The sequence below is a fragment of the Paenibacillus cymbidii genome (assembly GCF_004764705.1).
Lineage (GTDB): Bacteria > Bacillota > Bacilli > Paenibacillales > NBRC-103111 > Paenibacillus_AN > Paenibacillus_AN cymbidii.
On sequence record NZ_SHLX01000034.1, the window covers coordinates 19,483 to 43,203 of the forward strand.

The window sequence follows — 23,721 nt, forward strand, 5'->3', positions numbered from 1 at the left end:
GGGGCTCATGGAGACGGCTGCCGCGTATATTGCTCGATCAGGGCGCGGATCGGCTCCGGCTTGCCGGATTGCAGCGAACGGATCGCCTGCAGCGGCATCAAGGTGGCGTACAGTCCGTCGATATGGTCGATCGGCGGTTCCGTACCGTCGCGCAGGCAGGCGAGGAACGCGCGGTTTTCTTCCAGGAAGCCGGTTTCGGTTCCGCGGAACACTTGCTTCTCGCCCCCCGTCTCCTGATACACCAGTGTCGTAAGCCGATCGGAAAGCGTAATCGACTTGTTCTCGGCGAACAGCTGCATGAAAAATTTGCTCGTCAGCGGCGGACAGCCGCAATCGCCTTGCACCCAACTGCCTGCCGCGCCTCCGTCAAAACGAAAGGTCGCGGTCAAATTGTCGACTACGCCCGACGATTGATAGTAATTCCCTCCCGCGGCGTACACCTCGACCGGGTCGCGTCCCGCCACGAAGCGCAAAATATCGCAGGAGTGACAGCCCTGGCTGACGACGTTGCCGCCGCCGCGAATCGGGTCGTTGGCCCACATTTCGTTCGCCCAGCGGTTGTCCATCATCTGCATGGTGACGACCAGCGGCTGCGGAATCAGCTCCTTCGCCTTCAGCAGCATGTCGTAATAACGCATCTTGAACGCCGTCATCAGCTTGCCGCCGGTTCGCCGGACCGTCTCGCCGATGCGCAGACAGTCCTCTACGGTCATGGCCAACGGTTTTTCCACCATAACGTGTTTGCCCGCCTCAAGCGCCCGGATGCACAAGTCGGCGTGGCTGTCATGCTGCGTGGCGACATAAACCGCGTCGATCGTCGCGTCCTGGAAAATGCGTTCCGGATCGTCGGTGGCGTACGACCCGCCGAACTGCCGCAGCAGCGCTTCCGCTTGCCCCGGCGCCACGTCGGCATAAGCGGCGACTTCCATTCCTTCCAGGCGGCTGATGCATTCGCTGTGCACCTTGCCGAGTCCGCCGCAGCCGATGACGGCCGCGCGGATCGTGTTTTCGTTCTTCATGAGTATCCTCCGCAATTGATATCTCTTCGTTGCTTGCGCCGGTCTAACGAACGGCGTTATTGCCAGCCGACGCGCACCCATTCCGCTGCGTTGCCGATGACGTCGTCCGGATGCGTCCGGCTTCTTGCGAGATGACCCCGGTCCGCGCGATACGTCGGTTGACCGGCATCCTGATAGCGCCAATCGATGCTCCAGCGGATTCGTTCCGTGGCGTTCGGCTGTCCCTGATGGAACAGCAGGTTGTTGAACAGCACGACGTCGCCCGGATCGAGCTCGATATCGGTCGCCTCGGCGAGACGGGGGGATAAATACGCGTCCGCGATCTGCAAATAGTGCTCCCGCTTCTCGTGCGGCACGGTGCCGAGCTTGTGCGTGCCCGGGATGAATTGCATGCAGCCGTTCTCCTTCGTCGCCGGCACAAGCGGCGCCCATACATTAACCATGCGCAGGGCGTCAACGGAAGCCGAGGCGTCCACTTTGATCGATTCCGTATAGCCGGCGTCCTGGTGCCATAGCACCTGTGTGCCTTCCCAGCCCGGCAGCTTGGGCCGCGCCGTGTAGTTCGGGTACAGCCGGATTTCGTCGCCAAGCAGCGACTCCACCACGTCCAGCAGCGGCGGATGAAAGAACAGGCCGAACAAACCCGGCAAATGCAGCTCCTTGCGGAACGACTTGGGCGCACGCTCGAGACGGTCGCGATAGAGCGTGTACAGCCGCGTCTCGAACGGCTCTTCCGCCAGCGTATCGGCAATAAGGCCGTCTGCGGCAAGCTTCGCCGCCGTTTCGTCGACCAGCTGCTTCATGGACGAAATGGCGTTGTCGACGACTTCCCGGGGCAGAAACCCGCGCAGGACGACATAACCCGATTCCTCGAATTGTTTCCGCAGCGCAACCGCGTCCGGCCGATCGCCGCGGGCTTCTTCGAACGTACGATTTTCCATGGGTGAAGCTCCTCTCCGGTGTGTTATTGCTTGACGCTTCCCAGCACCATGCCCTTGACGAAGTATTTTTGCAGGAATGGATACACGAGCAGGATCGGCAGCGCGCCGAGGAATATTTGCGCCGCTTTGAACGAACGGTCCGACACTAATTGCAACAACTCGAGCTCCTTTTCGGAAATGCTGCTGAAATTGAGCCGGATGATCATCGTCTGCAGGTAGCTTTGCAGCGGATAGTGCTGCGGCGCATTCATGAAGATCAGGCCGTCGAACCAGGAGTTCCAGTGATGCACCATGCAGAACAGCGTCAGCGTGGCGAGCGCCGGCGACGACAGCGGGATATAGATGGTCCATAGCGCCCGCCAGTAGCCCGCGCCGTCGATGAACACCGATTCTTCCAGCTCCTTCGGCAAATTGCGGAAGAAGTGCAGCAAGAGCAGCATGTTGAAGACCGGCACTGCGCCCGGAAGTACAAGCGCCCAGATCGTGTCCAGCAGCCCGGTCAGATTGACGGTCATGTACAGCGGAACGAGGCCGCCGTGAAACAGGATGGTCAGCACGAAGAACCAGGCGTAATACGCGCGGTACCGGAACCGGTGCGGTTCTTTGGACAGCGGGTAGGCGATCAGAATCGTCAGCAGCATGTTGACCGAGGTGCCGACAAGCAGCCGTTTGACCGAAACGCCGATCGAGGTGAAAAATTCCTGTTTGCTCAGCACAAATTCGTAAGATTTCCAGGTGAATCGCACCGGCCACAATTTCACCAGCCCCGCCGCGGATGCCGACGAGGCGCTCAGCGAAATCGCCAGTACGTGAAGGAGAGGCACCAGGCACAGGACGGCAAGCGCCGCAAGCAGCAAATAGTTGCAGCCGATGAATACTTTCCGGCTCCAGGTCGAGCTCATGCGCGGTTCCTCCTCATAAAGGTTCGGCCTTCCCGGCTAAAAAATCCGATAGTTCGCAAAGCGGTAAGCCAGCGTGTAGGCGCCGGAGATGAACAGGAACGACACCACCGACTTGAACAGCCCGATCGCCGTGGCCGGCCCGTATTGCGCATCGACCAGCCCGAGCCGATAAACGAACGTATCGATGATATCGCCGCTTTCGTACACTTGCGGATTATACAGGTTGAACACCTGGTCGAAGCCAGCGTTCAGGATGTTGCCGAGGCTGAGCGTCGCCATCAGCACGATAATCGGCATCATGCCCGGAAGCGTGATATGCAGCGTCTGCTTCCAGCGGCCCGCGCCGTCGACGATCGCCGCTTCGTACAACGAAGGATCGATGCTTGTCAGCGCCGCCAAATAAATGATCGTGCCGAAGCCGAGTTCTTTCCAGATGTCCGAAAGCACGAGCGTGAACGGAAACCAGCGATTGTCCCCGAGAAAATAAATCGGTTTCGCGCCGAGCCAGCCAAGCGCCTGGTTGACCAGACCGCTCGTCGGCGACAGAATGTCGATCATGATGCCGCCGAGAATGACCCAGGACAGGAAATGGGGAATGTAAATGACCGTCTGCACCGTGCGCTTGAACCACGCTTTGCCGAGCTCGTTCAGGAGCAAGGCGACGGTGATCGGCGCAACGATGCCCAGCGCGATTTTCATAAAAGCGATATAGACGGTATTCCACACAATGCGGTAGATGCCGGGAATTTGCAGCACGTAGCGGAAATTGTCGCCCCCGATCCAGCGCGAGCCGAAGATGCCTTTGGTCGGGATGAATTTTTCGAAGGCGATGACAATGCCGATCATCGGGCCGTAGCTATACACCAGCACGAGAAGAAAACCGGGAATGATCATGTAATGGAGCGGCCAATCGTTGATTCTTCGTTTTTTCATGCGGGCTGCACTCCTTGACGCAAGGCGAACTCCAGTGCGGCTTCAGGCGGCCGGACAGGGCAAGGGAAGCGGGTTCTTGCCCGCTTCCCGCGCGGCTTGCGCCGCAACTACTTGACGCTGGCGTGCCAGTCGTTGACTTCCTTCGTCACGGCGTCGCCTCCGGTTTGCTTCCAGCTGGCGACAAACTTGTCGAACTCGTCGATCGGCGATTTGCCGGAAATGATTTTGATCATCGCCTCATTCTCCATTTTCAACAGCGTCGACCACTTGTCGGCCATCGTCGGCGTTGCGGTGGTATAGAACTCGTTCTCCATGAACAGGTTTTTCGTATTGTAGTTGTTGACGATGCCCCGTCCGCCTTCCTTGCCGAACGCGGCGTTCATGCTGAAAAACTTATTTTCGCCCTTTTCGGTGAATTGCTTGATTTTGTCGAGGGCGCCCCGTTCCGCCGGGGTCAAATCCTCGGGCTTCTTCTTCCCGTCGAATACTTCGTTGACATGCACGTAAATATCGACGTTGCGCAGCGCCCGATAGGCGGCGATCTCGTTCAGGTACCACGGCTGGTTGCCGTCCTTGGAGGAGATGAACTTATCCTCGATGTCGTCGGACTTGTTCTCGTAGAACGTCTTCACCCAGAAGTCGAGCAACTGGAATACCGCTTGCGGCTGCTTGAACTTCTTGTTCACGACCCAGTACGAAAGCACGCCGGATTCGATTTGCGGCTGGGCCGGCTTGCTGTCGACGGAGAGCAGCGGATACCCTTTGAAGTTCGCTTTAGGATCGTTGTCGCGCACCGTCTGGATGCTGATGCCGCCCGACGAGCCGGAGCTGTCGCCGAAGAACATGCCGATTTTGCCTGCGGCCATGCTTTCCGACGCCTTCGAGAAATCCTTTACGGCGAATTCCGGGTCGATCCAGCCGGCTTTATACATGTCCTGCAGCTTCTGCAGCGCCGTCTTCATTTCCGGCAATGTGCTGCTGAAAGCAAGCTTGCCGGCAGCGTCCTTCGTCCAGATGTCGAGGTAGGCATGATACCCGTTCATGAATCCTTTGGCCGAGACAAGCGTATTGTCGAGCAACAACCCGTAGGTGTCCTGCTTGCCGTTGCCGTCCGGGTCCTTGGTCGCAAACGCCTCGGCGATTTTGACCACGTCGTCCATCGTTTTCGGCTCGGGCAAGTTCAGCTTCTGCAGCCAATCGGTGCGCACCCACAAAATTTGCGCCGCTTCCTTCGTGTTGCGGGTAAACGGAATGCCCATCAGCTTGCCGTTCACCGTGGCCGCTTGCAGCGGCTTCGGGCCGCCTTCGGTCAATATTTTTTTCACGCTGTCCGAGGCGCCCTTGTACGCATCGCTCAAGTCCTGGATCAGCCCGGCGTCGATCAGTTGCTTGAACTGTACGCCGTTTACTTCGAGATAATCCGGCAGATCGCCCGACGTGATCATCAGGTTCGTTTTCTGATCCTTCTGTCCGGCTTCGACAACCCACAGGTTTTTCAGCTTGATGCCGTAATTGTCCAGATAAGCCCGCGTCCACACGTTGTTGTCGTAGTCGTCGCCGGACGGGAATTTCACCGCCGGCTTGATCGTCGTGACTGTCGTCACCTCGAGCGGCGGATTGAACTTGCCTGCCGGCGCCGCGCTGGCGCTTCCCTGCGCGGAAGGCGCCGCGCTCTTGCCGTCGCTGCTGCATGCCGCCAGCCATGTAACGGACAGCGCGGCGACCAGCAGCGCTCCCTTCCTCACAACCTTCTTCCTGCTCATACCCTCACCCTTTCAACCCCTTTTGGAATGGTCTTGCAAAATCGCTTTTTCCTGAAAGCGATTTCTACCCAAAGTGTAGCCGAATCGGCAGGCCAATTCTTTAGCGATTCGTAATAAAAATTTGCACGTTTCTGCATGGCTTGGGGCGAATAAACCGGACGGCTAACACGATCGTTGGCTATGGCGCGCAGCAAAAAGCCGCCTGGCCGACCTTGCGGTCGACCGGGCGGCATGTGTTTTCTCGGGAGGTGTCGATTTGTCTTATTGGACGACTTTGGCATCGACGATCGTATATTTCTCCTCTACGGTCAAATAAACGCTTTCCCGCATTTTTTGCCGGTATTGAAGCGGCGAAATCGCTTCCTTGCCGGTAAAATAGCGGCTCAAATAATGGACGCTCTGAAACCCGACCTGACGCGCGATCTCCGTAATGGACAGCTCCGTGTTGGCCAGCAGCTCCTTGGCTTTATACAGCCGCCAGTTGTTCAGGTGCTGGATGGGAGAGACGCCGTACGACTTGGCGAACAGGCGGCACAGGTGGGCCTGGTTGACGGCGAATTGGCGGGACAGGCGGCTTAGCGAAATTTTTTCGCTGTAATGGTTGTGCAAGTACCGGACCACGCGGTCGGCCAATTCATCCGCCGATTCGGTAAGCCCGATCGGCACAAGCGGTTCGGCGGCCTGCTCTTCGCCCGGAGCGTCGCGGGATTCGCCGTTCATTCGCAGCAAATGAAGCAGAAAGGCGACGAAGTTGGCCGTGAGGATGCTTTTGTAATACGGTCGTTTCCTTTGCGCTTCTTCGACCATGTTCTCCAGAATCAGGCGCAACTCGTTCGGCATCTGGCTGACCGGCACCGGCAGCTTCTGCAGTTGCTTCTCCATGTCCGCGTCGGCGAGCAGAAACTTGACGTCCACGGTGCACAGCGGATGGTCTTGATCGGAAACGATTTCGTGGTATACCCAAGGGAGGAACAGGAACAAGTCGTTCACGCGCGGTTTGCACACGGCGCCGTCGATGCGCAGCGTACCGTTGCCGCCCGTTATGCAGACCAGATGGTAGAAGTTGTGGCAGTGGTTGACGACATGGTTCTGATGCTTGTAGCGGCAGCGGGAAACGGAAATGATACCGAACGAATCAAATGTCATTTGCTGTCCCTCCCGACTGTAGTAGGGCATCGTTTCTTTAAGTATACAATATGCCGTTTGTTCTGAATACTGTCCGCTGCGGCAGCGCCGGGCAGGACCGGGACGCCGGACATGTTTTCTTCGTACGTAGAAAATGGTAAACTTTGAATTGCGGCCTCAGCGCCGAGATTGCGGATGAACGCGTTTATGAACAGGAGAACCAATGGCCAAGCCCAAAACGAAATTCGTCTGTCAGGAATGCGGCTGCGAATCGGTCAAGTGGCTGGGCAAGTGCCCGGGCTGCCAGTCGTGGAACAGCATGATCGAAGAGACCGAAACGGTCGTCAAGACACAAGGCATGAATGGGCCGCTTTTTCGTACGCAAGAAAAGGCGCAGCCGATCATAACTATAGAAAGTACGCAGGATGCGAGAGTTCGCACGGACAATCAGGAGCTGAACCGGGTGCTCGGCGGCGGCATCGTGCCGGGCTCGCTCATTCTGGTCGGCGGCGATCCCGGGATCGGCAAGTCGACACTGCTGCTGCAAACGTCGCACGCGCTGACGCAGGCCGATCTGCGGGTGCTGTACATATCGGGCGAGGAATCGGCGCGGCAGACGAAGCTGCGCGCCGACCGGCTCGGCGCCATGTCGGAGCGGCTGTACGTGCTGTGCGAAACGAACCTCGATCATATTATGGAAGCGATTGACGAAGTCGAACCGCAGTTTCTTGTCATCGACTCGATCCAGACCGTGTTCCATCCGAGCGTCGTCTCCGCCCCGGGCAGCGTGGCCCAGGTGCGCGAGTGCACCTCGCATTTTATGCGCATCGCCAAAACAAAGGGTATTGCCACGGTGCTTGTTGGCCATGTTACGAAGGAGGGCGCGATTGCCGGACCGCGCATGCTCGAGCACATGGTCGATTGCGTGCTCTACTTCGAAGGCGAGCGCCACCATACGTACCGGCTGCTGCGCGCGGTGAAGAACCGGTTCGGCTCGACCAACGAAATCGGCATTTTCGAAATGCAGGAGTCGGGTCTTGTCGAAATCGCCAACCCGTCGGAATTGTTCCTGTCGGAGCGGCCGATGGGCGTTGCCGGATCGACCGTCGTCGCCAGCATGGAAGGGACGCGGCCGATGCTGGTCGAATTGCAAGCGCTTGTCGCGCCGACCAACTTTCCGTCGCCGCGGCGGATGGCGGCCGGCATCGATCACAACCGGCTCGCGCTCATTATCGCCGTGCTGGAGAAGCGGCTTGGCTGCTTCCTGCAAAATCAGGACGTCTACGTCAACGTTGCCGGCGGCGTCAAGCTGGATGAGCCGGCCGTCGATTTGGCCGTGGCCGTCAGCATCGCCTCCAGCTTCCGCGACAAGCCGACGGAGCCTTACGACGTCATCTTCGGCGAGGTAGGCTTAACCGGCGAAGTGCGCGGCGTTTCGCGCATCGACCAGCGGGTGAACGAGGCGCAGAAGCTTGGCTTCAAGCGCGTCATCATGCCGAGCAAAAGTTTAAAAGGATGGAACCCGCCAGCGGGAATCGAAATAGTCGCCGTTAACACGGTTGCCGAGGCGCTCGCCGCAGCGCTGCGCTGACAATAGCGAAACATAGAGGGCCGAGAGGAGCACACATGGTTAAAGAGGAAGGAAACAAAGACGTCATGAGCGAGCTGCTGCAGCTCGTCGCCCCCGGCACTCCGTTCCGCGCCGGCCTGGAGAACGTGCTGCGGGCCAAAACCGGCGCGCTCATCGTAGTCGGCTACAGCCCGGAAGTGATGGCGATCGTGGACGGCGGCTTTTCGATCAATTGCGATTTTTCGCCCAACTATTTGTACGAACTGGCCAAAATGGACGGCGCGATCATCATCAGCGAAGACATGAAGCGCATTTTATACGCAAACACGCAATTGATCCCGGATTCCTCCATCCCGTCGAGCGAAACGGGGATTCGCCACCGCACCGCGGAACGCGTCGCCAAACAAACCGGCAAACTGATCGTCTCGATTTCGCAGCGGCGCAACATCATTACGCTGTACCAAGGCAATCTGCGCTACTCGCTGAAAGATATCGACGTCATCCTGACGAAAGCGAACCAGGCGATCCAGACGCTGGAGAAATACAAGGTGGTGCTCGACCAGTCGCTGACCAACCTCGGCGCCTCCGAATTCGAGGAATTGGTTACGCTGCACGATGTCACGAGCGTGCTGCAGCGGGCGGAGATGGTTCTTCGCGTCAATGCGGAAATCAAAAAATACATCAACGAGCTCGGCGTGGAAGGCCGGCTCATCAGCATGCAGCTCGAAGAGCTGCTTGGCACGGCGGAACTGGAGGAGCAACTGCTGCTGAAGGATTACAGCCGCGACCGCAGCGACGAGAAGGTCAGGGAAACCCGCGCCGCGATCAAGCGGCTGTCTTCCGACGAGCTGCGCGACCACCATCTGATGGCACGGCTGCTCGGCTATCCGCATTCCGCGTCGATTCTCGAAGAAGCGGTTTCGCCGCGCGGGTACCGCATGCTGCACAAAATTCCGCGCCTGCCGTCGCTCATCATCGCCAACCTGGTGGACAAATTCGATTATTTGCCGCACATCCTGATGGCGACGATCGAGGAGCTCGACGAAGTGGACGGCATCGGCGAAGTGCGGGCCCGCGCCATCAAGGAAGGGCTCAAGCGCATCCAGGAACAAGTGTTCATTGACAGACACATCTAAAACGCATATAGTGATAAAGTTAAGGAAACTTTAATGTAATCTTCACAAAACGTTTTTAACGGAACGGGAGTGGACGCACGAATGTTACGCAATTCGGTTCCCAGCATGTTTACCGTCGGTAATCTGTTCCTGGGAATTATTTCGATAATATTGGTTTTTAACGACAAGCCGGAGCTTGCCGCCATTATGGTTATCGTAGCGATGCTGCTTGACGGTCTGGATGGACGAGTTGCCCGCGCGCTCAACGCGCAGAGCGAATTCGGCAAGGAGCTCGATTCGTTGTCCGACGTCATTTCGTTCGGCGTCGCGCCTGCCTTCATCATGTACGTCGTCGCTTTCCGCGACGCTTCGCTTGTGAATGAGCCGACGGCATGGATCGTCACCGCAATTTTTCCGATTTGCGGCGCCCTTCGGCTGGCCCGATTCAACGTCATTGCCGGCACCCCCGGCTATTTCATCGGTTTGCCGATTCCGGCCGCCGGCGGCGTGCTTTGTACGCTGGCGCTATTCGCCAAAGATCTGAACCCTTACGTGCTGCTCGTCAGCACGCTGTTGCTTTCGTATTTAATGGTCAGCACGGTGAAGTACCCGAACTTCAAGAAAGTAGGCATCCCTAAGACCGCCATCTGGCTGACGCCGATCATCGTCATCGCCGCGGTTATCTTGGCCGTCGCCTTCCCCGGCACGCTGTCCAAAATGATTTTTGTGCCGCTCGTGCTTTACGCGCTGTACGGCTTAAAAAAAAACGTTAGGATCCTCTTCCGTTTCGGACGCCGGCGCAGCCGGTCGTACGAGGAATCGGTAAAACGGCGCCTGTAGCCGGACCGCACTTTTGCAATTTCATAACGCGTAACGAAATAAAAAGCATTTATTTCTCCCCCGGGGGAAAGAAATGCTTTTTTTGCGTGTTGTTGCCGCCGTCGCAAATTGCCTGGGCGCTGGTTTAGACGTCTGCCATTTGGACCATAATGCTGAAGTAACCAATAATTGTTGTTTCGAGGTGAACATGATGATGAGATTAGGGTTTCGAATGGCGGTGCTGCTCGCCGGTGGCTTGCTCGGGTATCAATGGCGCGATGCGGCGGGAGCCTGGTTCGGGGCGGGGCAGTCGGGCGTGCAGCCGGTATGGATGGTCCTTGGCGGTGCTGTGGTGGTTTATGCGGCAGCCGTCTGCCTGTTGGCCGTCGCCCGCTATGCGTTGAAGCGCGGCGAAGAAACGCTCGGGAGCGTGCCGCTGCCCGATTTGATCGCCGGATTGGCCGGGCTGACCGCCGGGCTTGTCGTTGCCGTACTGTTCTTTCCGTCTTTGCAGAAAATGAGCGGGGCCGGATCGGTGTTGCCGTTGCTGGTTGCGGTTGTTGCGGGCACGCTCGGGTACCGGGTCGGGTTGACGAAGAAGGAAGAGATTCTCGCATTCATTTCTGTGCTGCGTCGGGCGCAGATCAGCGACGGTACTGCTCCGAAAGCGATGCAGGAGCATAAAATTTTGGACACGAGCGTCATTATCGACGGCCGCATCGCCGACATTTGCAAAACCGGATTTATCGAGGGCACGCTGGTCATCCCCGAATTCGTGCTGGAGGAACTGCAGCATATCGCCGATTCGTCGGACCTGCTCAAGCGCAACCGCGGCCGGCGGGGGCTCGACATTCTGAACAAAATCCAGAAGGAATTGGACGTCAAGGTACTCATCTACGAAGGCGACTTCGAGGAAATTTCCGAGGTCGACAGCAAGCTGGTGCGGCTGGCGAAAGTGCTGCACGGCAAAGTGATCACCAACGATTTCAACCTGAACAAGGTCTGCGAGCTGCAGGGCGTGTCTGTGCTCAACATCAACGATCTGGCCAATGCGGTCAAGCCGGTTGTGCTGCCGGGCGAGGAAATTTTCGTGCAGGTCATCAAGGACGGCAAGGAGCACGGGCAAGGCGTCGCGTACCTCGACGACGGCACGATGATTGTCGTGGAAGGCGGGCGCGAGTTCATCGGATCGACGATGGAAGTGATGGTGACGAGCGTGCTGCAGACGTCGGCGGGCCGGATGATTTTTGCCAAGCCGAAATTGTTGGAAAAAGCGCAGTAAAACCGGTACAATGGGCTGAGGGCAACCAGGGCCGAACGCCCGGCGAAACAGGCGAAATTTACGGGTAATGAAACTTGCCTCTAAACGCGGTCGCTCCTCTTGCGGGCGGCTGCGGTAGAGGTTTTCTCTTGTTCAGACGATTCCATGGGGGGAGCGGGGATGGAGAAACTGGCAGCGGTTGTGGTGGCCGCGGGCAAAGGGTCGCGCATGGGCGCGGCGGAGAGCAAGCAGTTCCTGCCGCTGGCCGGCAAGCCGATTGTTGCGCACACGCTGGAGCTGTTCCAGTCGATCGCCGAAGTGGACGAGATCGTTGTCGTCACCGGAGCTGACGATGTAGACCGCTGCCGCGCCTATGGCGAACGCTATGGCATCGCCAAGCTGACGGCCGTCGTGCCCGGCGGCGCCGAACGGCAGGCGTCGGTATATGCCGGCCTGCGCGCGCTGGGCGACGGCGTCCGCGGCGTGCTGGTGCACGACGCGGTGCGGCCGTTTGCGCCGGCGGCGCTCGTGCGCTCGTGCTGGGAGAAGGCGCGCGAATGCGGCGCCGCGGTGCTTGCCGTGCCGGTGAAGGATACGATCAAGGTGGTCGACGGCGCGGGGCGCATCGAATCGACCCCGAACCGCTCGAGCTTGTGGTCGATCCAGACGCCGCAGGCGTTCCGTTTGCCGCTGCTGCTGGAAGCGTATGAGCGCGCAGAGGCGGAAGGATTCGCCGGCACGGACGACGCGATGCTTGTGGAGCGCCTCGGCCATGCCGTGCATGTGGTGATGGGCAGCTACGAAAACATCAAAATTACGACGCCCGAAGATCTGGTTTGGGCGGAACGCCTGTTGGAATGGCGGGGGGAGACGAAAGCATGATTCGCATTGGCAACGGATTCGACGTCCACGCGCTGGTCGAAGGGCGCAAATGCATCATCGGCGGCGTGGACATTCCTTACGAGAAAGGGTTGCTCGGCCATTCCGACGCCGACGTGCTGCTGCACGCGATCAGCGACGCGATTCTCGGCGCGCTGGCGCTGGGCGATATCGGCAAACATTTTCCCGATACGGACCCGCGGTTCAAGGATGCCGACAGCGTCAAGCTGCTGGAGCATGTGTGGGCGCTCGCGACCGAACGCGGCTACCGGCTCGGCAATGTCGACGCGACGATCATCGCGCAGCGGCCGAAGATGGCGCCGCATATTCCGGCGATGGTAGCCGTAATCGCCGCCGCGCTGCAAGCGGATGCGGATGCGGTCAATGTCAAAGCGACGACGACGGAAGCGCTCGGCTTCACCGGCCGCGGCGAAGGCATTGCCGCGCAAGCGGTTGTTTGTCTCGTTCGCGATGTGCTATGATTCATAAAACTTATTAGGGGGGACCGGCATGTCACAAGAAGTTCGCGTCCGTTATGCGCCGAGCCCGACGGGGCACTTGCATATCGGCGGCGCACGTACGGCATTATTCACGTATTTGTTCGCCCGCAGGCACGGCGGCACATTCCTGCTGCGCATCGAGGATACCGATCTTGAGCGAAACGTCGGCGGCGCGGCGGAGGAGTTCTATAACGGGCTGCGCTGGCTCGGCGTCGAATGGGACGAAGGGGAAGACGTAGGCGGCCCGTACGGCCCGTACCGCTGCACGGAGCGTCTCGACATTTACCGCGGCCATATCGATCAGCTGCTGGCGGAAGACAAGGCGTACCCATGCTATTGCACGGAAGCGGAGCTTGACGCCGAGCGCGAAGCGCAAATCGCCGCCGGCGCCACGGCCAAATATTCCGGTCGCTGCCGCCATTTGACCGCGGAGCAGCGCGAAGCGTTCGAGCGCGAAGGGCGCGCAAAGACGATCCGGCTGCGTTCCTCGATCGGCGAAACGCTGGCGTTCGACGATCTCGTGCGCGGCCCGATCTCGTTCGAGTCCGACGGCAACGACTTCGTCGTCGTCAAGTCGAACGGCATGCCGACGTACAACCTGGCCGTCGTTATCGACGACCATCTGATGCGGATTACGCACGTGACCCGCGGCGAGGAGCACATCTCCAACACGCCGCGGCAGATGCAGATTTATCGCGCCTTCGGGTGGGAGGTGCCGAAGTTCGCGCATCTCAACCTGATCCTGAACAAGGAAGGCAAAAAGCTGTCGAAACGCGACGAATCGATCCTGCAGTTTATTAGCCAGTATCGCGATCTCGGGTATTTACCGGAAGCGATTCTGAATTTCCTTGCGCTGCTCGGCTGGTCGCCGGGCACGGAGCAGGAAATTTTTTCGAAAGACGAGCTGATTGCGCTGTTCAGCCTGGATCGCGCCATCAAGTCCGGCTCGGTCTTCGACGAAGACAAGCTGACCTGGATGAACAACCACTACATGAAAGCGGCCGACCGCAGCCGTGTGGCGGCATTGGCGCTGCCTCATCTGCAACGGGCGGGCTATGTCCCGGCGCAGCCGGACGCTGCGGCGCTCGACTGGGTCGACCGGCTGGTGGCGCTGGTGAAAGACCAGCTGCACGCGGCGGGCGAAATCGTCGGCTTCGCCGAACCGTTCTTCCGCGCGGCCGAACCGGACGAGGAGGCGCAGGCGCTGCTGCGCGAGGAGCACGTGCCGAAGGTGCTGGCCGGCTTTCTGGCGCAGGTCGAGGCGGCGGAGGACTTTGTGCCGGAGGCGATCGGCGTTATGCTGAAGCAGGTGCAGAAGGAAACCGGCTTCAAGGGCAAGCAGCTGTTTATGCCCGTGCGCGTGGCGCTGACCGGCCAAATGCACGGTCCCGACCTGAACCAGTCGATCTCGCTGCTCGGCCCGGCCAAAGTAAAAGATCGCCTCTATGGCGTATTGTCAAGCCAAAAGTGATGGAGTATACTGTATAGCAAAGCAACGATCAGGAAAAGTACGGACGAGTAAGGATTTCCAGAGAGGATATTCGGGCGGGCCTTCACAGGCCTTTCCGGCTGCGAGATATCCATTCCCCTTGTGCGGAAATGCGCCTGTGAGCTGTGGGTTGAACCGGGATTCGCTTCGCTAATGCTGATGCGAGCCGGCTAGACCTGACCGGGGAGTCCCGTTACAGACTGCCGAAGAGGGGCGGCGCGCATATTGGCATCGGCGCATGGCTGCCCAAGCAGAGTGGAACCGCGTGACGACGCCTCTGCAGCTTATCTGGCTGCAGGGGCTTTTTGTTTTGCGGAGGTTGGAGGGGGACCGCTGCTTGCTTTACTCTTAGCGGGAAAACCTCCCGTTATTTTTCCGGTTTTCAGCGAAAACAGAGGAATAGCCGGAAAACCTCCCGTTATTTCAGCGCCAAATCGCGGATTCCGGCAAAAAGCCGAAAATTAACGGTATGATTTCCTGTCATTTTGGCAAATCGACGTTTTTGATGCGAAATAGAGGTAGGTTTTCCTGTTATTCATTTTAGGAACGGTCGGCATACCAAGCTAACCGCAGGCCAACTGCGTTGAGCAAGCGTCGAGCGACGATAGAAGGTTTTCTCATTTTACGGGCAGAAGGTGAGAGTCATGTTTCGGTCGATGCGATCGGACATTCAGACGGTGCTGGACAACGATCCGGCCGCGCGCAGCACATTCGAGATCGTGTTTACGTACTCCGGCCTGCACGCCATATGGGCGCATCGGGTGGCGCACCGGCTGTTCAGGTGGCGCCGGTTTACGCTGGCGCGGATCGTGTCGCAGGTGAGCCGTTTCTTCACCGGCATCGAGATCCATCCCGGCGCGCGGATCGGCGAGCGGCTGTTCATCGACCACGGCATGGGCGTCGTCATCGGCGAAACGTGCGAAATCGGCAACGACGTCGTGCTGTACCAAGGCGTGACGCTTGGCGGCACCGGCAAGGAGAAAGGCAAACGCCACCCGACGGTCGGCAACAACGTCGTCATCGCCTCCGGCGCGAAGGTGCTCGGCTCGTTCCGGATCGGCGACAATTCGCGCATCGGGGCGAATGCCGTCGTGCTCGATGAAGTGCCGGCGAACAGCACGGTGGTCGGCTTCAAGGCACGCATCGTCAAACGCGACGGCATCCGCGTCGACCGCCTCGACCACGGCGCGCTGCCCGACCCGGTGATCGACATGTTCCAGACGATGCAGCGGCAGATCGACGACCTGAAGCGCCAATTGGCGGAAGAACGGCAACGAAACGGAGGAACGCAAGCGTATGACGTTAAAAGTGTTTAATTCGCTGACCCGGACCAAAGAGTCGTTCGTGTCGATCGAACCGGGCAAAGTCCGGATGTACGTATGCGGGCCGACAGTGTACAGCTACATCCACGTCGGCAACGCGCGGCCGCTGATCGTGTTCGACGTCGTGCGCCGGTATTTGGCGCAGAGCGGTTACGACGTGACGTATATTGTCAACATCACCGACGTCGAGGACAAAATGATCCGCAAGGCGAACGAAACCGGCACGACCGTGATGGACGTGGCGGAAACGTACATCGCGGCGTTCCTGAAGGACATCCGCGAGCTGGGCATCCGGGAGGCGGTGCATCCGCGTGTGACGGACAACATCCCCGAGATCATCGCTTTTATCGAAGGGCTGGTCGCCAAGGATGCCGCATACGAAAGCGGCGGCGATGTGTATTTCCGCACAGCCGCGTTCCCGGATTACGGCAAGCTGTCGCATCAGAACATGGACGAGCTGCAGTTCGGCATCCGTGTCGAGGTGGACGAACGCAAGGAGAATGCGCAGGATTTTGTGTTGTGGAAGAACGCGAAGCCGGGCGAAATTTTTTGGCCGAGCCCGTGGGGGGAAGGGCGGCCCGGCTGGCACATCGAATGCTCCGCGATGGCGCGCAAATATTTGGGCGACACACTGGACATTCACGGCGGCGGGCACGACTTGCAGTTCCCGCACCACGAGTGCGAGGTCGCGCAGTCGGAGACGCTGACCGGCAAGCCGCTGGCCAACTATTGGATGCATAACGGATACGTGAACATCAACAATGAGAAGATGTCGAAATCGCTCGGCAACGGGCTCGACGTCAAGGATATGCTGGCGGCGGCCAAGCCGCAGGCGATTCGGTATTTTGTGCTGTCGGGCCACTACCGCAACCCGCTGAATTACAGCGACGACATTCTCCGCCAGGCGGGAGCGAGCGTCGAGCGGATCGACAACTGCGTCGCGAACGTGAAACACCGCGCGAAGACGGCAGTGGCCGGCGCGGCGGCCGCGGACGTTGCGGAAGCGGTGAAGCGGGTGGACGAAACGTTCCGCGTGAAAATGGACGACGACTTCAACACGCCGGACGCCATTACGGCCGTATTCGATCTCGTGACACTGGCGAACCGTTACTTGCAGCAGGAGCAAGTAACGGCGGGGTCGCTGGAACTGATTCTGCAGCAGTTCCAGGCGATGGACGACGTGCTGGGCATACTAAGCCCGGCGGATGATGAGCTGCCGGATGCCGACATCGACCGGCTTATCGCGGAGCGCGTGGAAGCGCGCAAGGCCAGGAACTGGGCGCGCGCCGACGAAATCCGCGATCTGCTGACGGAGCGCGGCATCGTGCTTGAGGACACGCCGCAAGGCATCCGCTGGCGGCGCAAATGAGCGGGCGCGACGATCAGCGCCCGGGTGTCCCGGCCTCGCCGGCCGCAGCGGCCGCCGACAATGCGCTGGCCGCGGCGCTGCTGGCGTTCCCGCCGGCCAAGGAGCCGCGGCAGCTGCAGCCGCTGGTGCTCGCTTACGTCGGCGACGCCGTGTACGAGCTGTTCGTGCGCGGGTACGTTGTGTCGCAGCCGAACCACCGGCCGCACCACCTGCACCGCGAAGCGACGCGCTTCGTGTCGGCGAAGGCGCAGGCGCGAGCGCTGGAGCGGTGGCTGCCGCTGTTGACCGACGACGAGCTCGATGTCGTCAAGCGCGGGCGCAACGCCAAGTCGGGCAGCGCGCCGAAGAGCGCCGACATTCTCGACTATCGCCACAGCACGGCGTTCGAGTGCCTGATCGGCTTTTTGTATTATCGCCGCGAATGGGAACGGCTGCGCAGCCTGCTCCTGACGACGGTCGAACCCGAACAGACGAAGTAAGGAGCGGCTGCATGATGGACAAACGCAACGAATACAAAGGAAGCGGCGCCTTCGGGGGCCGCGGCGGCAAGCCGGCGGCACCGGGCAACCGCGACCGCAGGCCTGCGGGCGGCAGAGCCGCGGCTCCGGGCGGCCGGCCGGATAACCGCGGCCGTGACGAACGTGCGCACGGGCGCGAACAGGAGCGCGAGCACGAAGCGGGCGCCGAGCAGGAGCAATACATCGCCGGCAAGCACTCCATCCTGGAGGCGCTGCGCGCCGGCCGCACGATCAACAAAATCTGGGTGGCCGAAGGCGCCCAGAAGCATCATGTGCACGACATTTTGACCGAAGCGAAGGCAGCCGGCATCATCGTGCAGACCGCGGACAAGCGCAAGCTCGACCAGATGGTCAGCGACGTGCCGCATCAGGGCGTCATCGCCCAGGCGGCCGCTTACGCCTACGTCGAGGTCGAGGACATTCTCGCCATCGCCGAGCGGCGCGGCGAGCCGCCGTTCCTGCTGATCCTCGACGAAATCGAGGACCCGCACAACCTCGGCTCGATTCTGCGCACCGCCGACTGCACGGGCGTGCACGGCGTCATCATCCCGAAACGCCGTTCGGCCCAACTGACCGCCACCGTATCGAAAACATCGGCCGGCGCCGTGGAATATGTAGCGGTTGCCCGCGTGACCAACCTCGTGCAGACGATCGAGAGGCTGAAGGAGCGCGGCGTCTGGATCGGCGGCGCCGACGGGGCGGCGAAGCAGGAAGCGTACCGCGCCGACCTGACGATTCCGCTGGCGCTCGTTATCGGCAACGAAGGCAGCGGCATCGGCCGGCTCGTCAAGGAGTCGTGCGATTTTCTCGTCAAGCTGCCGATGTTCGGCCGCATCAATTCGCTCAACGCTTCGGTCGCGGCTTCCGTGCTCATGTACGAAGCCGTCCGTCAGCGCATGGGCGCGTCGCAGCCGGCCAGGTAGCGGCGGCATGCAGGAAATCGTTATCGTCGACGGCTACAACATCATCGGCGCCTGGCCGGAGCTGCGCAAGCTGAAGGATGTGGAGCTGGAGCAGGCTCGGGACCTGTTGATCCAGATGCTCGCCGATTACCAGGCTTACTCCGGCGCGCGGGTTTATCTCGTCTTCGACGCGCACCAGGTGCCCGGACTCGGCGGCCGGTACGACCAGAACAAGCTGCATATCGAATACACGCGGGAGAAGGAGACGGCGGACGAGCTGATCGAACGGCTGGTCGGCGAACTGCGGGGCAGGCGCAAGCTCGTGTATGTGGCCACGTCGGACATGACCGAGCAGCATGTCGTGTTCGGGCTCGGGGCGCTGCGGCTGCCGGCCCGCGAACTGCTGGTGAAAGTGCGCCAAAGCCAGCAGGAGGTGCGGCAGCAGATCGACCGGGGCGGCGCTTCGGCGCGCAACACGGTGGCCAGCAACATGAGCGAAGAAATGCGTCAGCTTTTTGAGAAATGGCGTCGCGACAAGTGATTTCGGCACTTCTGGCAGTTGACGATAATTGTCAGCATCATGTATACTCAAAATATATTTTTCGGAAAAAGGTCATTGTTATTTGAATGCCAAGGAATTACTGGAAGCGATGCGACACCGTCGCAATCAAGTCGTACCTGGCAGCCGCACCGGAGGGATTGTTGGTGAGTGTCAACCTGAGCGATTGGCGATTACACGAGTTCGAGCTGCAGACGGACGAAGACAACGTCGAAGCGGTGCGTCAAGGCAGCGGCGATGCGCTGGAATACCTCATCAACAAATACAAGAACTTCGTTCGCGCCAAGGCGCGATCGTATTTTTTGATCGGCGCCGACCGGGAAGACATCGTGCAGGAAGGCATGATCGGCCTGTACAAGTCGATTCGCGATTTCCGCGGAGACAAGCTCGCCTCCTTCAAAGCGTTTGCCGAATTGTGCATCACCCGTCAGATCATTACCGCGATCAAGACGGCCACTCGGCAGAAGCACATCCCCTTGAATTCTTACGTTTCGTTGGACAAGCCCATCTACGACGAAGATTCCGACCGCACGCTGCTGGATGTCATCTGCGGCTCCCGCGTGACCGACCCGGAAGAGCTGATTATCAACCAGGAGGAGTTCAGCGGCCTGGAAGACAAGATGGGGGAAATATTGAGCGACCTGGAACGCCGCGTGCTGATGCTGTATCTGGATGGCCGATCGTATCAGGAGATTGCCGTCGACCTCGACCGCCACGTGAAATCGATCGACAACGCCTTGCAGCGCGTGAAGCGCAAGCTCGAACGGTATTTGGAAATCCGCAACTTGATCTGACCCGGCATCCTACACCACGAGGGGTGCTTTTTTATTTGTCGTCGTCGCAGCGCGATAGCGGGCAGTATCTCCTGTTGTCAGAATAGGCCATATAAAATGGCCTATTCGCCCCAATTTACTCGGCTCGTCCATAATAGCCAGTGAAATCACTGGCTATTTTCCGGCTGTCGGCTATTTTGGACGAAATAGCCAATAAAACATGGCTTATTTGGTTAGTGACAGTCGCAAAAATAACGGAAGTTGGTGTCGAGAATGGCTTGGGAGAGACTGCTGGAAACGGAACAGTTGGAAGTGATCGTCGACGATGCAAGAAGAAGCGTCATGCTGGAAGTGAATTCGGGAAGCGCGGTGCCCAAGTACATTACCGTTCATATCGCTACTGTCCGGGAACTGGATGACGTGATCGCGGCGCTGCAGCAAGCGAGGAAACGAATCCAGGCGGACGCCGAAGGCGAGTAGCCGATACTACGCAAGCCGCCGCGCGCTTTGTTCGTGATTGCCGGCAATCGATGAAAGGCAGGTATGGAAGGCGGAATTATGCCCATACTGGAGATGTGAGAAAACCTCTATCGAAGCTTTTCGAAGATGGGCGACCGCGGTTAGAGGTAGGTTTTATCGCCAATAAGAATTTGTATTTTCGCCTAGCTCGAAAACCATTAAATTCTTATGTGGTAATAATATAACAGCCGCCGGGGGCGCTATCTTGCAGAGATGTCTTCTTGACACGGTATTCTCGCTGTGCTAAAGTATTTTAGGTAACCCTAAATTGTCGGCATGTCCCAAAGACAATCCTAGGGTTCTTTAAATAGAACAGTCTCTCCCATACGGAGAGGGGATTGGAACGGAGGTGTGAACATGCGGGTTATTATTACTCTAGCATGCGTGAACTGCAAGCAGCGCAACTATACTTCCAACAAGAACAAGCGGAACAATCCTGACCGCATAGAGAAGAAGAAGTATTGCAAGTTTTGCAATGAACATTCTGCTCATCGTGAAACGCGGTAATATTCGGGGGTGTAGCAGTGGAATTTATCGGTAAAATGAAACAGAGTTTCGGCACTACCTTTTCGTTCTTCACGGACAGCTGGGCGGAACTGAAGAAAGTCAAGTGGCCGGGGCGCAAAGAGTTGACCAGTTATACGCTGGTTGTTATTTGCACCGTTGTTTTCGTGACGATCTATTTCGCCATCTTGGATGTTATCATTTCCGAATTGGTCAGACTCGTGACAGAATAGGAAACGGGTGATGGCGATGGAGAAGAGATGGTATGTGGTTCATACCTATTCCGGGTATGAGAACAAGGTGAAGGCCAACCTCGAGAAGCGCGTTGAATCGATGAACATGCAGGGCAACATATTCCGGGTGCTCGTTCCGATGGAAGAAGAGATCGTGAACAAGGACGGCAAGAAGAAAACCGTCATGCGCAAAGTTTATCCCGGCTATGTCCTCGTGGAAATGATTCAAACCGACGACTCGTGGTATGTCGTTCGCAACACGCCGGGCGTTACCGGGTTCGTCGGATCGACCGGTTCGGGCTCGAAGCCGACAGCGCTGCTGCCGGAAGAAGTGGAACAGATCCTGAAGCATATGGGCATGGAAGAGCCGAAGCCGAAGATCGACTTCGACCTGAAAGAGTCCGTACGCGTCAAAGTGGGACCGTTCGCCAACTTCGTCGGCTCCGTCGAAGAGATACTCGTCGATAAAAGCAAGCTGAAGGTCCATGTGAATATGTTTGGACGGGAAACCCCAGTTGAGCTCGATTTTACTCAAGTGGAAAAGTTATAGATCAATTGCGATTATAACGGCGGTTTCTGAAGGGTCTATTCATTCGGGTAGGCCTTCATTAATGCGCGATCGCAATTTTTTGTTTGTTTGCGGTCGTTGCGGCTATCAGCGTCATACTAAGGCAAGGAGGTGTCTCACATGGCCAAGAAAGTAATCAAGGTTGTGAAACTGCAAGTCAACGCAGGCAAAGCGAATCCGGCTCCGCCGATCGGTCCTGCGCTCGGTCAGGCAGGCGTCAACATCATGGCGTTCTGCAAAGAGTTCAACGCTCGCACCGCGGATCAGGCAGGTCTTGTTATTCCTGTCGAAATTACGGTATTCGAGGACCGCTCCTTCACGTTCATCACCAAAACTCCGCCGGCAGCCGTATTGCTTCGCGTAGCGGCTGGCATTCCCAGCGGATCGGGCGAACCGAACAAGAAGAAAGTCGCCACGCTCAAGCGTGACAAGGTTCGCGAAATCGCCGAACAGAAAATGCCCGACCTGAATGCGGCATCCGTGGAAGCGGCAATGCGCATGATCGAAGGTACGGCGCGCAGCATGGGTGTTACGATCGTCGACTAATCCCCGCCCAGGCAGGGAGTTGCGTCCGTTCGCGGATGCCGCGGCGCTTGCGCCGCAAAAGTGGGAGGACAAACTCCGCTATTACCACTCGAGGAGGACTTCTAATGGCTAAGCATGGCAAGAAATACAATGAAGCGTTGAAGCTGGTCGACCAGGAAGCGTTGCTGGAACCGCTCGAAGCCGTCACCCTCGTCAAGAAGGTGAAAACCGCCAAATTTGACGAAACGGTCGAAGTAGCCGTACGTTTGGGCGTTGACCCGAAGAAGCAAGACCAAGCCGTTCGTGGCGTCGTTGTACTGCCGCACGGCACAGGCAAAACGAAGCGAGTGCTCGTGTTCGCCAAAGGCGAAAAAGTGAAGGAAGCGGAAGCGGCCGGAGCTGACTTTGTCGGCGATCAAGAGCTCATCACCAAAATTCAACAAGGCTGGTTCGAATTCGACGTCTGCGTGGCAACGCCCGACATGATGAGCGAAGTCGGTAAACTCGGCCGTCTGCTCGGCGGCAAAGGTTTGATGCCGAACCCGAAAGCAGGCACCGTAACGTTCGAAGTCGGCAAAGCGATCCAGGAGATCAAAGCCGGTAAAATCGAATACCGTCTCGACAAAGCGGGTCAAATTCACGCGCCGATCGGCAAGTCGTCGTTCGACGACGAGAAGCTCGCCGAAAACCTGCGCGCGCTGATCGAAGCGCTCGTTCGTTCGAAGCCTGCCGCTGCCAAAGGCGTGTACCTGAAGAGCGCCGCGGTATCGTCGACGATGGGGCCAAGCGTCAAGCTGAGCCTGCAATCGTTCCGGTAATTGCCGTTGACTTGCCGCGAGATTTCGTGGTAAGCTAGCGAAGATTCAATTTAAAATCGAATATGTTGCCGTAGACAGCAGGTGCCGCAAGGCTTAATTTCCTGCCGAGGTTTGTGATAAAGGTTGCGTGTCGTCCTGTAAGGAACGTCCGTGAACGAATCAAGCCTTCGCGTGTCTGCGAAGGCTTTTTTAATGGCAAACTTCGGCTTCGATGCTGGTGCAGGCGACATTCGACATCGGCGGCCGCCGGTGCAACATTTTGCAGGAGGTGTAACGATGGGTAACGCACAAGTACGTGAAGAGAAACAACTGCTCGTGTCCGAAGTGACGACGAAGATGCGCGAAAGCTCTTGCACGATCGTAACCGACTACCGCGGTTTGAACGTGAAGCAAGTAACCGAGCTGCGCAAGTCGCTTCGCGAAGCGGGCATCGAGTTCCAGGTCATCAAGAATACGCTGGCTCGCCGCGCGACGGCGGAAGCGAGCTTGACCGAGCTGGATCAGTATTTGACCGGTCCGACTGCGATTGCGTTCAGCAAGGACGACGTCGTAGGTCCGGCCAAAATTTTGTCGGATTTCGCGAAGAAGAACGACAAGCTGAGTGTCAAAGCGGGCATCGTCGAAGGGAAAGTCGTCGACAGCGCGCAAATTTCGGCCCTGGCCAGCCTGCCGTCCAGAGAAGGCTTGCTGTCCATGCTCCTCAGCGTGCTGCAGGCGCCGATGCGCAACTTCGCGCTTGCGGTCAAGGCTGTGGCAGAGAAACAAGAAGGCGGCGCACAAGCGTAAGACGGCTTG

26 protein-coding genes and 1 other annotated feature are annotated in these 23,721 nt (G+C 58.5%); of the genes, 20 read left to right on the forward strand and 6 right to left on the reverse strand.

The features are described from left to right. Nucleotides 1-5 precede the first annotated feature (5 nt). The 6 genes from EXY20_RS31925 to EXY20_RS31950 form a co-directional block, all read right to left on the reverse strand. Nucleotides 6-1,019, reverse strand: coding sequence for a Gfo/Idh/MocA family protein (locus EXY20_RS31925; RefSeq protein ID WP_167859674.1), 1,014 nt, complete (start codon nt 1,017-1,019; stop codon nt 6-8). Nucleotides 1,020-1,075: 56 nt separating this feature from the next. After that, nucleotides 1,076-1,960 carry a phytanoyl-CoA dioxygenase family protein gene (locus EXY20_RS31930; RefSeq protein ID WP_135556481.1) on the reverse strand — a complete coding sequence of 295 codons (885 nt, stop codon included), beginning with the start codon at nt 1,958-1,960 and terminating at the stop codon, nt 1,076-1,078. 23 nt (nt 1,961-1,983) lie between these two features. Next, on the reverse strand, nt 1,984-2,862 hold the full coding sequence (locus tag EXY20_RS31935; protein ID WP_135556482.1) for a carbohydrate ABC transporter permease: 879 nt from the start codon (nt 2,860-2,862) through the stop codon (nt 1,984-1,986). A gap of 36 nt (nt 2,863-2,898) precedes the next feature. Further along, complete coding sequence (locus tag EXY20_RS31940) at nt 2,899-3,795, reverse strand: ABC transporter permease (protein ID WP_135556483.1); 897 nt, start codon at nt 3,793-3,795, stop codon at nt 2,899-2,901. 107 nt (nt 3,796-3,902) lie between these two features. Further along, nucleotides 3,903-5,540: an extracellular solute-binding protein gene (locus EXY20_RS31945; RefSeq protein WP_167859675.1), complete on the reverse strand. Its 1,638-nt coding sequence runs from the start codon at nt 5,538-5,540 to the stop codon at nt 3,903-3,905. A gap of 279 nt (nt 5,541-5,819) precedes the next feature. Next, on the reverse strand, nt 5,820-6,704 hold the full coding sequence (locus EXY20_RS31950) for an AraC family transcriptional regulator (RefSeq protein WP_167859676.1): 885 nt from the start codon (nt 6,702-6,704) through the stop codon (nt 5,820-5,822). A gap of 202 nt (nt 6,705-6,906) precedes the next feature. Between EXY20_RS31950 and radA the strand changes: the two genes are divergently transcribed. The 20 genes from radA to rplJ all read left to right on the forward strand — a co-directional run bounded on the left by radA (nt 6,907) and on the right by rplJ (nt 23,712). Next, a complete protein-coding gene (radA, locus tag EXY20_RS31955; protein ID WP_135556486.1) occupies nt 6,907-8,274 on the forward strand; it encodes a DNA repair protein RadA in 1,368 nt (455 codons plus the stop codon). A gap of 35 nt (nt 8,275-8,309) precedes the next feature. Further along, a complete protein-coding gene (gene disA, locus EXY20_RS31960; RefSeq protein ID WP_135556487.1) occupies nt 8,310-9,389 on the forward strand; it encodes a DNA integrity scanning diadenylate cyclase DisA in 1,080 nt (359 codons plus the stop codon). An 81-nt stretch (nt 9,390-9,470) separates the two neighbouring features. Next, the gene (gene pssA, locus EXY20_RS31965; protein WP_135556488.1) at nt 9,471-10,208 is read left to right on the forward strand and encodes a CDP-diacylglycerol--serine O-phosphatidyltransferase; all 738 of its coding nucleotides are present in this window, start codon (nt 9,471-9,473) and stop codon (nt 10,206-10,208) included. 190 nt (nt 10,209-10,398) lie between these two features. Beyond that, nucleotides 10,399-11,469 (forward strand): PIN/TRAM domain-containing protein, encoded by a 1,071-nt coding sequence (locus tag EXY20_RS31970; protein ID WP_135556563.1) that lies wholly within the window; start codon nt 10,399-10,401, stop codon nt 11,467-11,469. Between the two features lie 159 nt (nt 11,470-11,628). Continuing rightward, a complete protein-coding gene (ispD, locus tag EXY20_RS31975) occupies nt 11,629-12,330 on the forward strand; it encodes a 2-C-methyl-D-erythritol 4-phosphate cytidylyltransferase (protein WP_135556489.1) in 702 nt (233 codons plus the stop codon). Continuing rightward, nucleotides 12,327-12,809 carry a 2-C-methyl-D-erythritol 2,4-cyclodiphosphate synthase gene (ispF, locus tag EXY20_RS31980; protein WP_135556490.1) on the forward strand — a complete coding sequence of 161 codons (483 nt, stop codon included), beginning with the start codon at nt 12,327-12,329 and terminating at the stop codon, nt 12,807-12,809. Before ispD ends, ispF begins: the two co-directional genes overlap by 4 nt. A gap of 28 nt (nt 12,810-12,837) precedes the next feature. Then, nucleotides 12,838-14,298: a glutamate--tRNA ligase gene (gene gltX, locus EXY20_RS31985; protein ID WP_135556491.1), complete on the forward strand. Its 1,461-nt coding sequence runs from the start codon at nt 12,838-12,840 to the stop codon at nt 14,296-14,298. A gap of 662 nt (nt 14,299-14,960) precedes the next feature. Beyond that, entirely contained in the window at nt 14,961-15,632 is a 672-nt protein-coding gene (epsC, locus tag EXY20_RS31990; protein ID WP_207671361.1) for a serine O-acetyltransferase EpsC, read from the forward strand. Further along, entirely contained in the window at nt 15,613-17,007 is a 1,395-nt protein-coding gene (cysS, locus tag EXY20_RS31995; RefSeq protein WP_135556493.1) for a cysteine--tRNA ligase, read from the forward strand. The genes epsC and cysS overlap by 20 nt, the downstream gene beginning before the upstream one ends. Next, nucleotides 17,004-17,486 carry a Mini-ribonuclease 3 gene (locus tag EXY20_RS32000; protein ID WP_135556494.1) on the forward strand — a complete coding sequence of 161 codons (483 nt, stop codon included), beginning with the start codon at nt 17,004-17,006 and terminating at the stop codon, nt 17,484-17,486. Before cysS ends, EXY20_RS32000 begins: the two co-directional genes overlap by 4 nt. A 14-nt stretch (nt 17,487-17,500) precedes the next feature. Continuing rightward, the gene (gene rlmB / locus EXY20_RS32005; RefSeq protein WP_135556564.1) at nt 17,501-18,448 is read left to right on the forward strand and encodes a 23S rRNA (guanosine(2251)-2'-O)-methyltransferase RlmB; all 948 of its coding nucleotides are present in this window, start codon (nt 17,501-17,503) and stop codon (nt 18,446-18,448) included. 7 nt (nt 18,449-18,455) lie between these two features. Then, nucleotides 18,456-18,968 (forward strand): NYN domain-containing protein, encoded by a 513-nt coding sequence (locus EXY20_RS32010; protein ID WP_135556495.1) that lies wholly within the window; start codon nt 18,456-18,458, stop codon nt 18,966-18,968. Between the two features lie 164 nt (nt 18,969-19,132). Continuing rightward, nucleotides 19,133-19,780 carry an RNA polymerase sporulation sigma factor SigH gene (gene sigH / locus EXY20_RS32015; protein ID WP_135556496.1) on the forward strand — a complete coding sequence of 216 codons (648 nt, stop codon included), beginning with the start codon at nt 19,133-19,135 and terminating at the stop codon, nt 19,778-19,780. Between the two features lie 252 nt (nt 19,781-20,032). Further along, on the forward strand, nt 20,033-20,239 hold the full coding sequence (locus EXY20_RS32020; RefSeq protein WP_135556497.1) for a hypothetical protein: 207 nt from the start codon (nt 20,033-20,035) through the stop codon (nt 20,237-20,239). A gap of 396 nt (nt 20,240-20,635) precedes the next feature. Continuing rightward, a complete protein-coding gene (gene rpmG, locus EXY20_RS32025) occupies nt 20,636-20,785 on the forward strand; it encodes a 50S ribosomal protein L33 (RefSeq protein ID WP_135556498.1) in 150 nt (49 codons plus the stop codon). A gap of 35 nt (nt 20,786-20,820) precedes the next feature. Beyond that, nucleotides 20,821-21,015: a preprotein translocase subunit SecE gene (gene secE / locus EXY20_RS32030; protein ID WP_407944947.1), complete on the forward strand. Its 195-nt coding sequence runs from the start codon at nt 20,821-20,823 to the stop codon at nt 21,013-21,015. 16 nt (nt 21,016-21,031) lie between these two features. Beyond that, nucleotides 21,032-21,565: a transcription termination/antitermination protein NusG gene (nusG, locus tag EXY20_RS32035; RefSeq protein ID WP_135556500.1), complete on the forward strand. Its 534-nt coding sequence runs from the start codon at nt 21,032-21,034 to the stop codon at nt 21,563-21,565. Nucleotides 21,566-21,703: 138 nt separating this feature from the next. Then, nucleotides 21,704-22,129 carry a 50S ribosomal protein L11 gene (gene rplK, locus EXY20_RS32040; RefSeq protein ID WP_135556501.1) on the forward strand — a complete coding sequence of 142 codons (426 nt, stop codon included), beginning with the start codon at nt 21,704-21,706 and terminating at the stop codon, nt 22,127-22,129. A 104-nt stretch (nt 22,130-22,233) separates the two neighbouring features. Next, nucleotides 22,234-22,926, forward strand: coding sequence for a 50S ribosomal protein L1 (gene rplA / locus EXY20_RS32045; protein WP_135556502.1), 693 nt, complete (start codon nt 22,234-22,236; stop codon nt 22,924-22,926). Nucleotides 22,927-22,976: 50 nt separating this feature from the next. After that, nucleotides 22,977-23,126 (forward strand) — a sequence feature (ribosomal protein L10 leader region). Between the two features lie 76 nt (nt 23,127-23,202). Further along, entirely contained in the window at nt 23,203-23,712 is a 510-nt protein-coding gene (rplJ, locus tag EXY20_RS32050) for a 50S ribosomal protein L10 (RefSeq protein WP_135556503.1), read from the forward strand. The last annotated feature ends 9 nt before the right edge of the window (nt 23,713-23,721 follow it).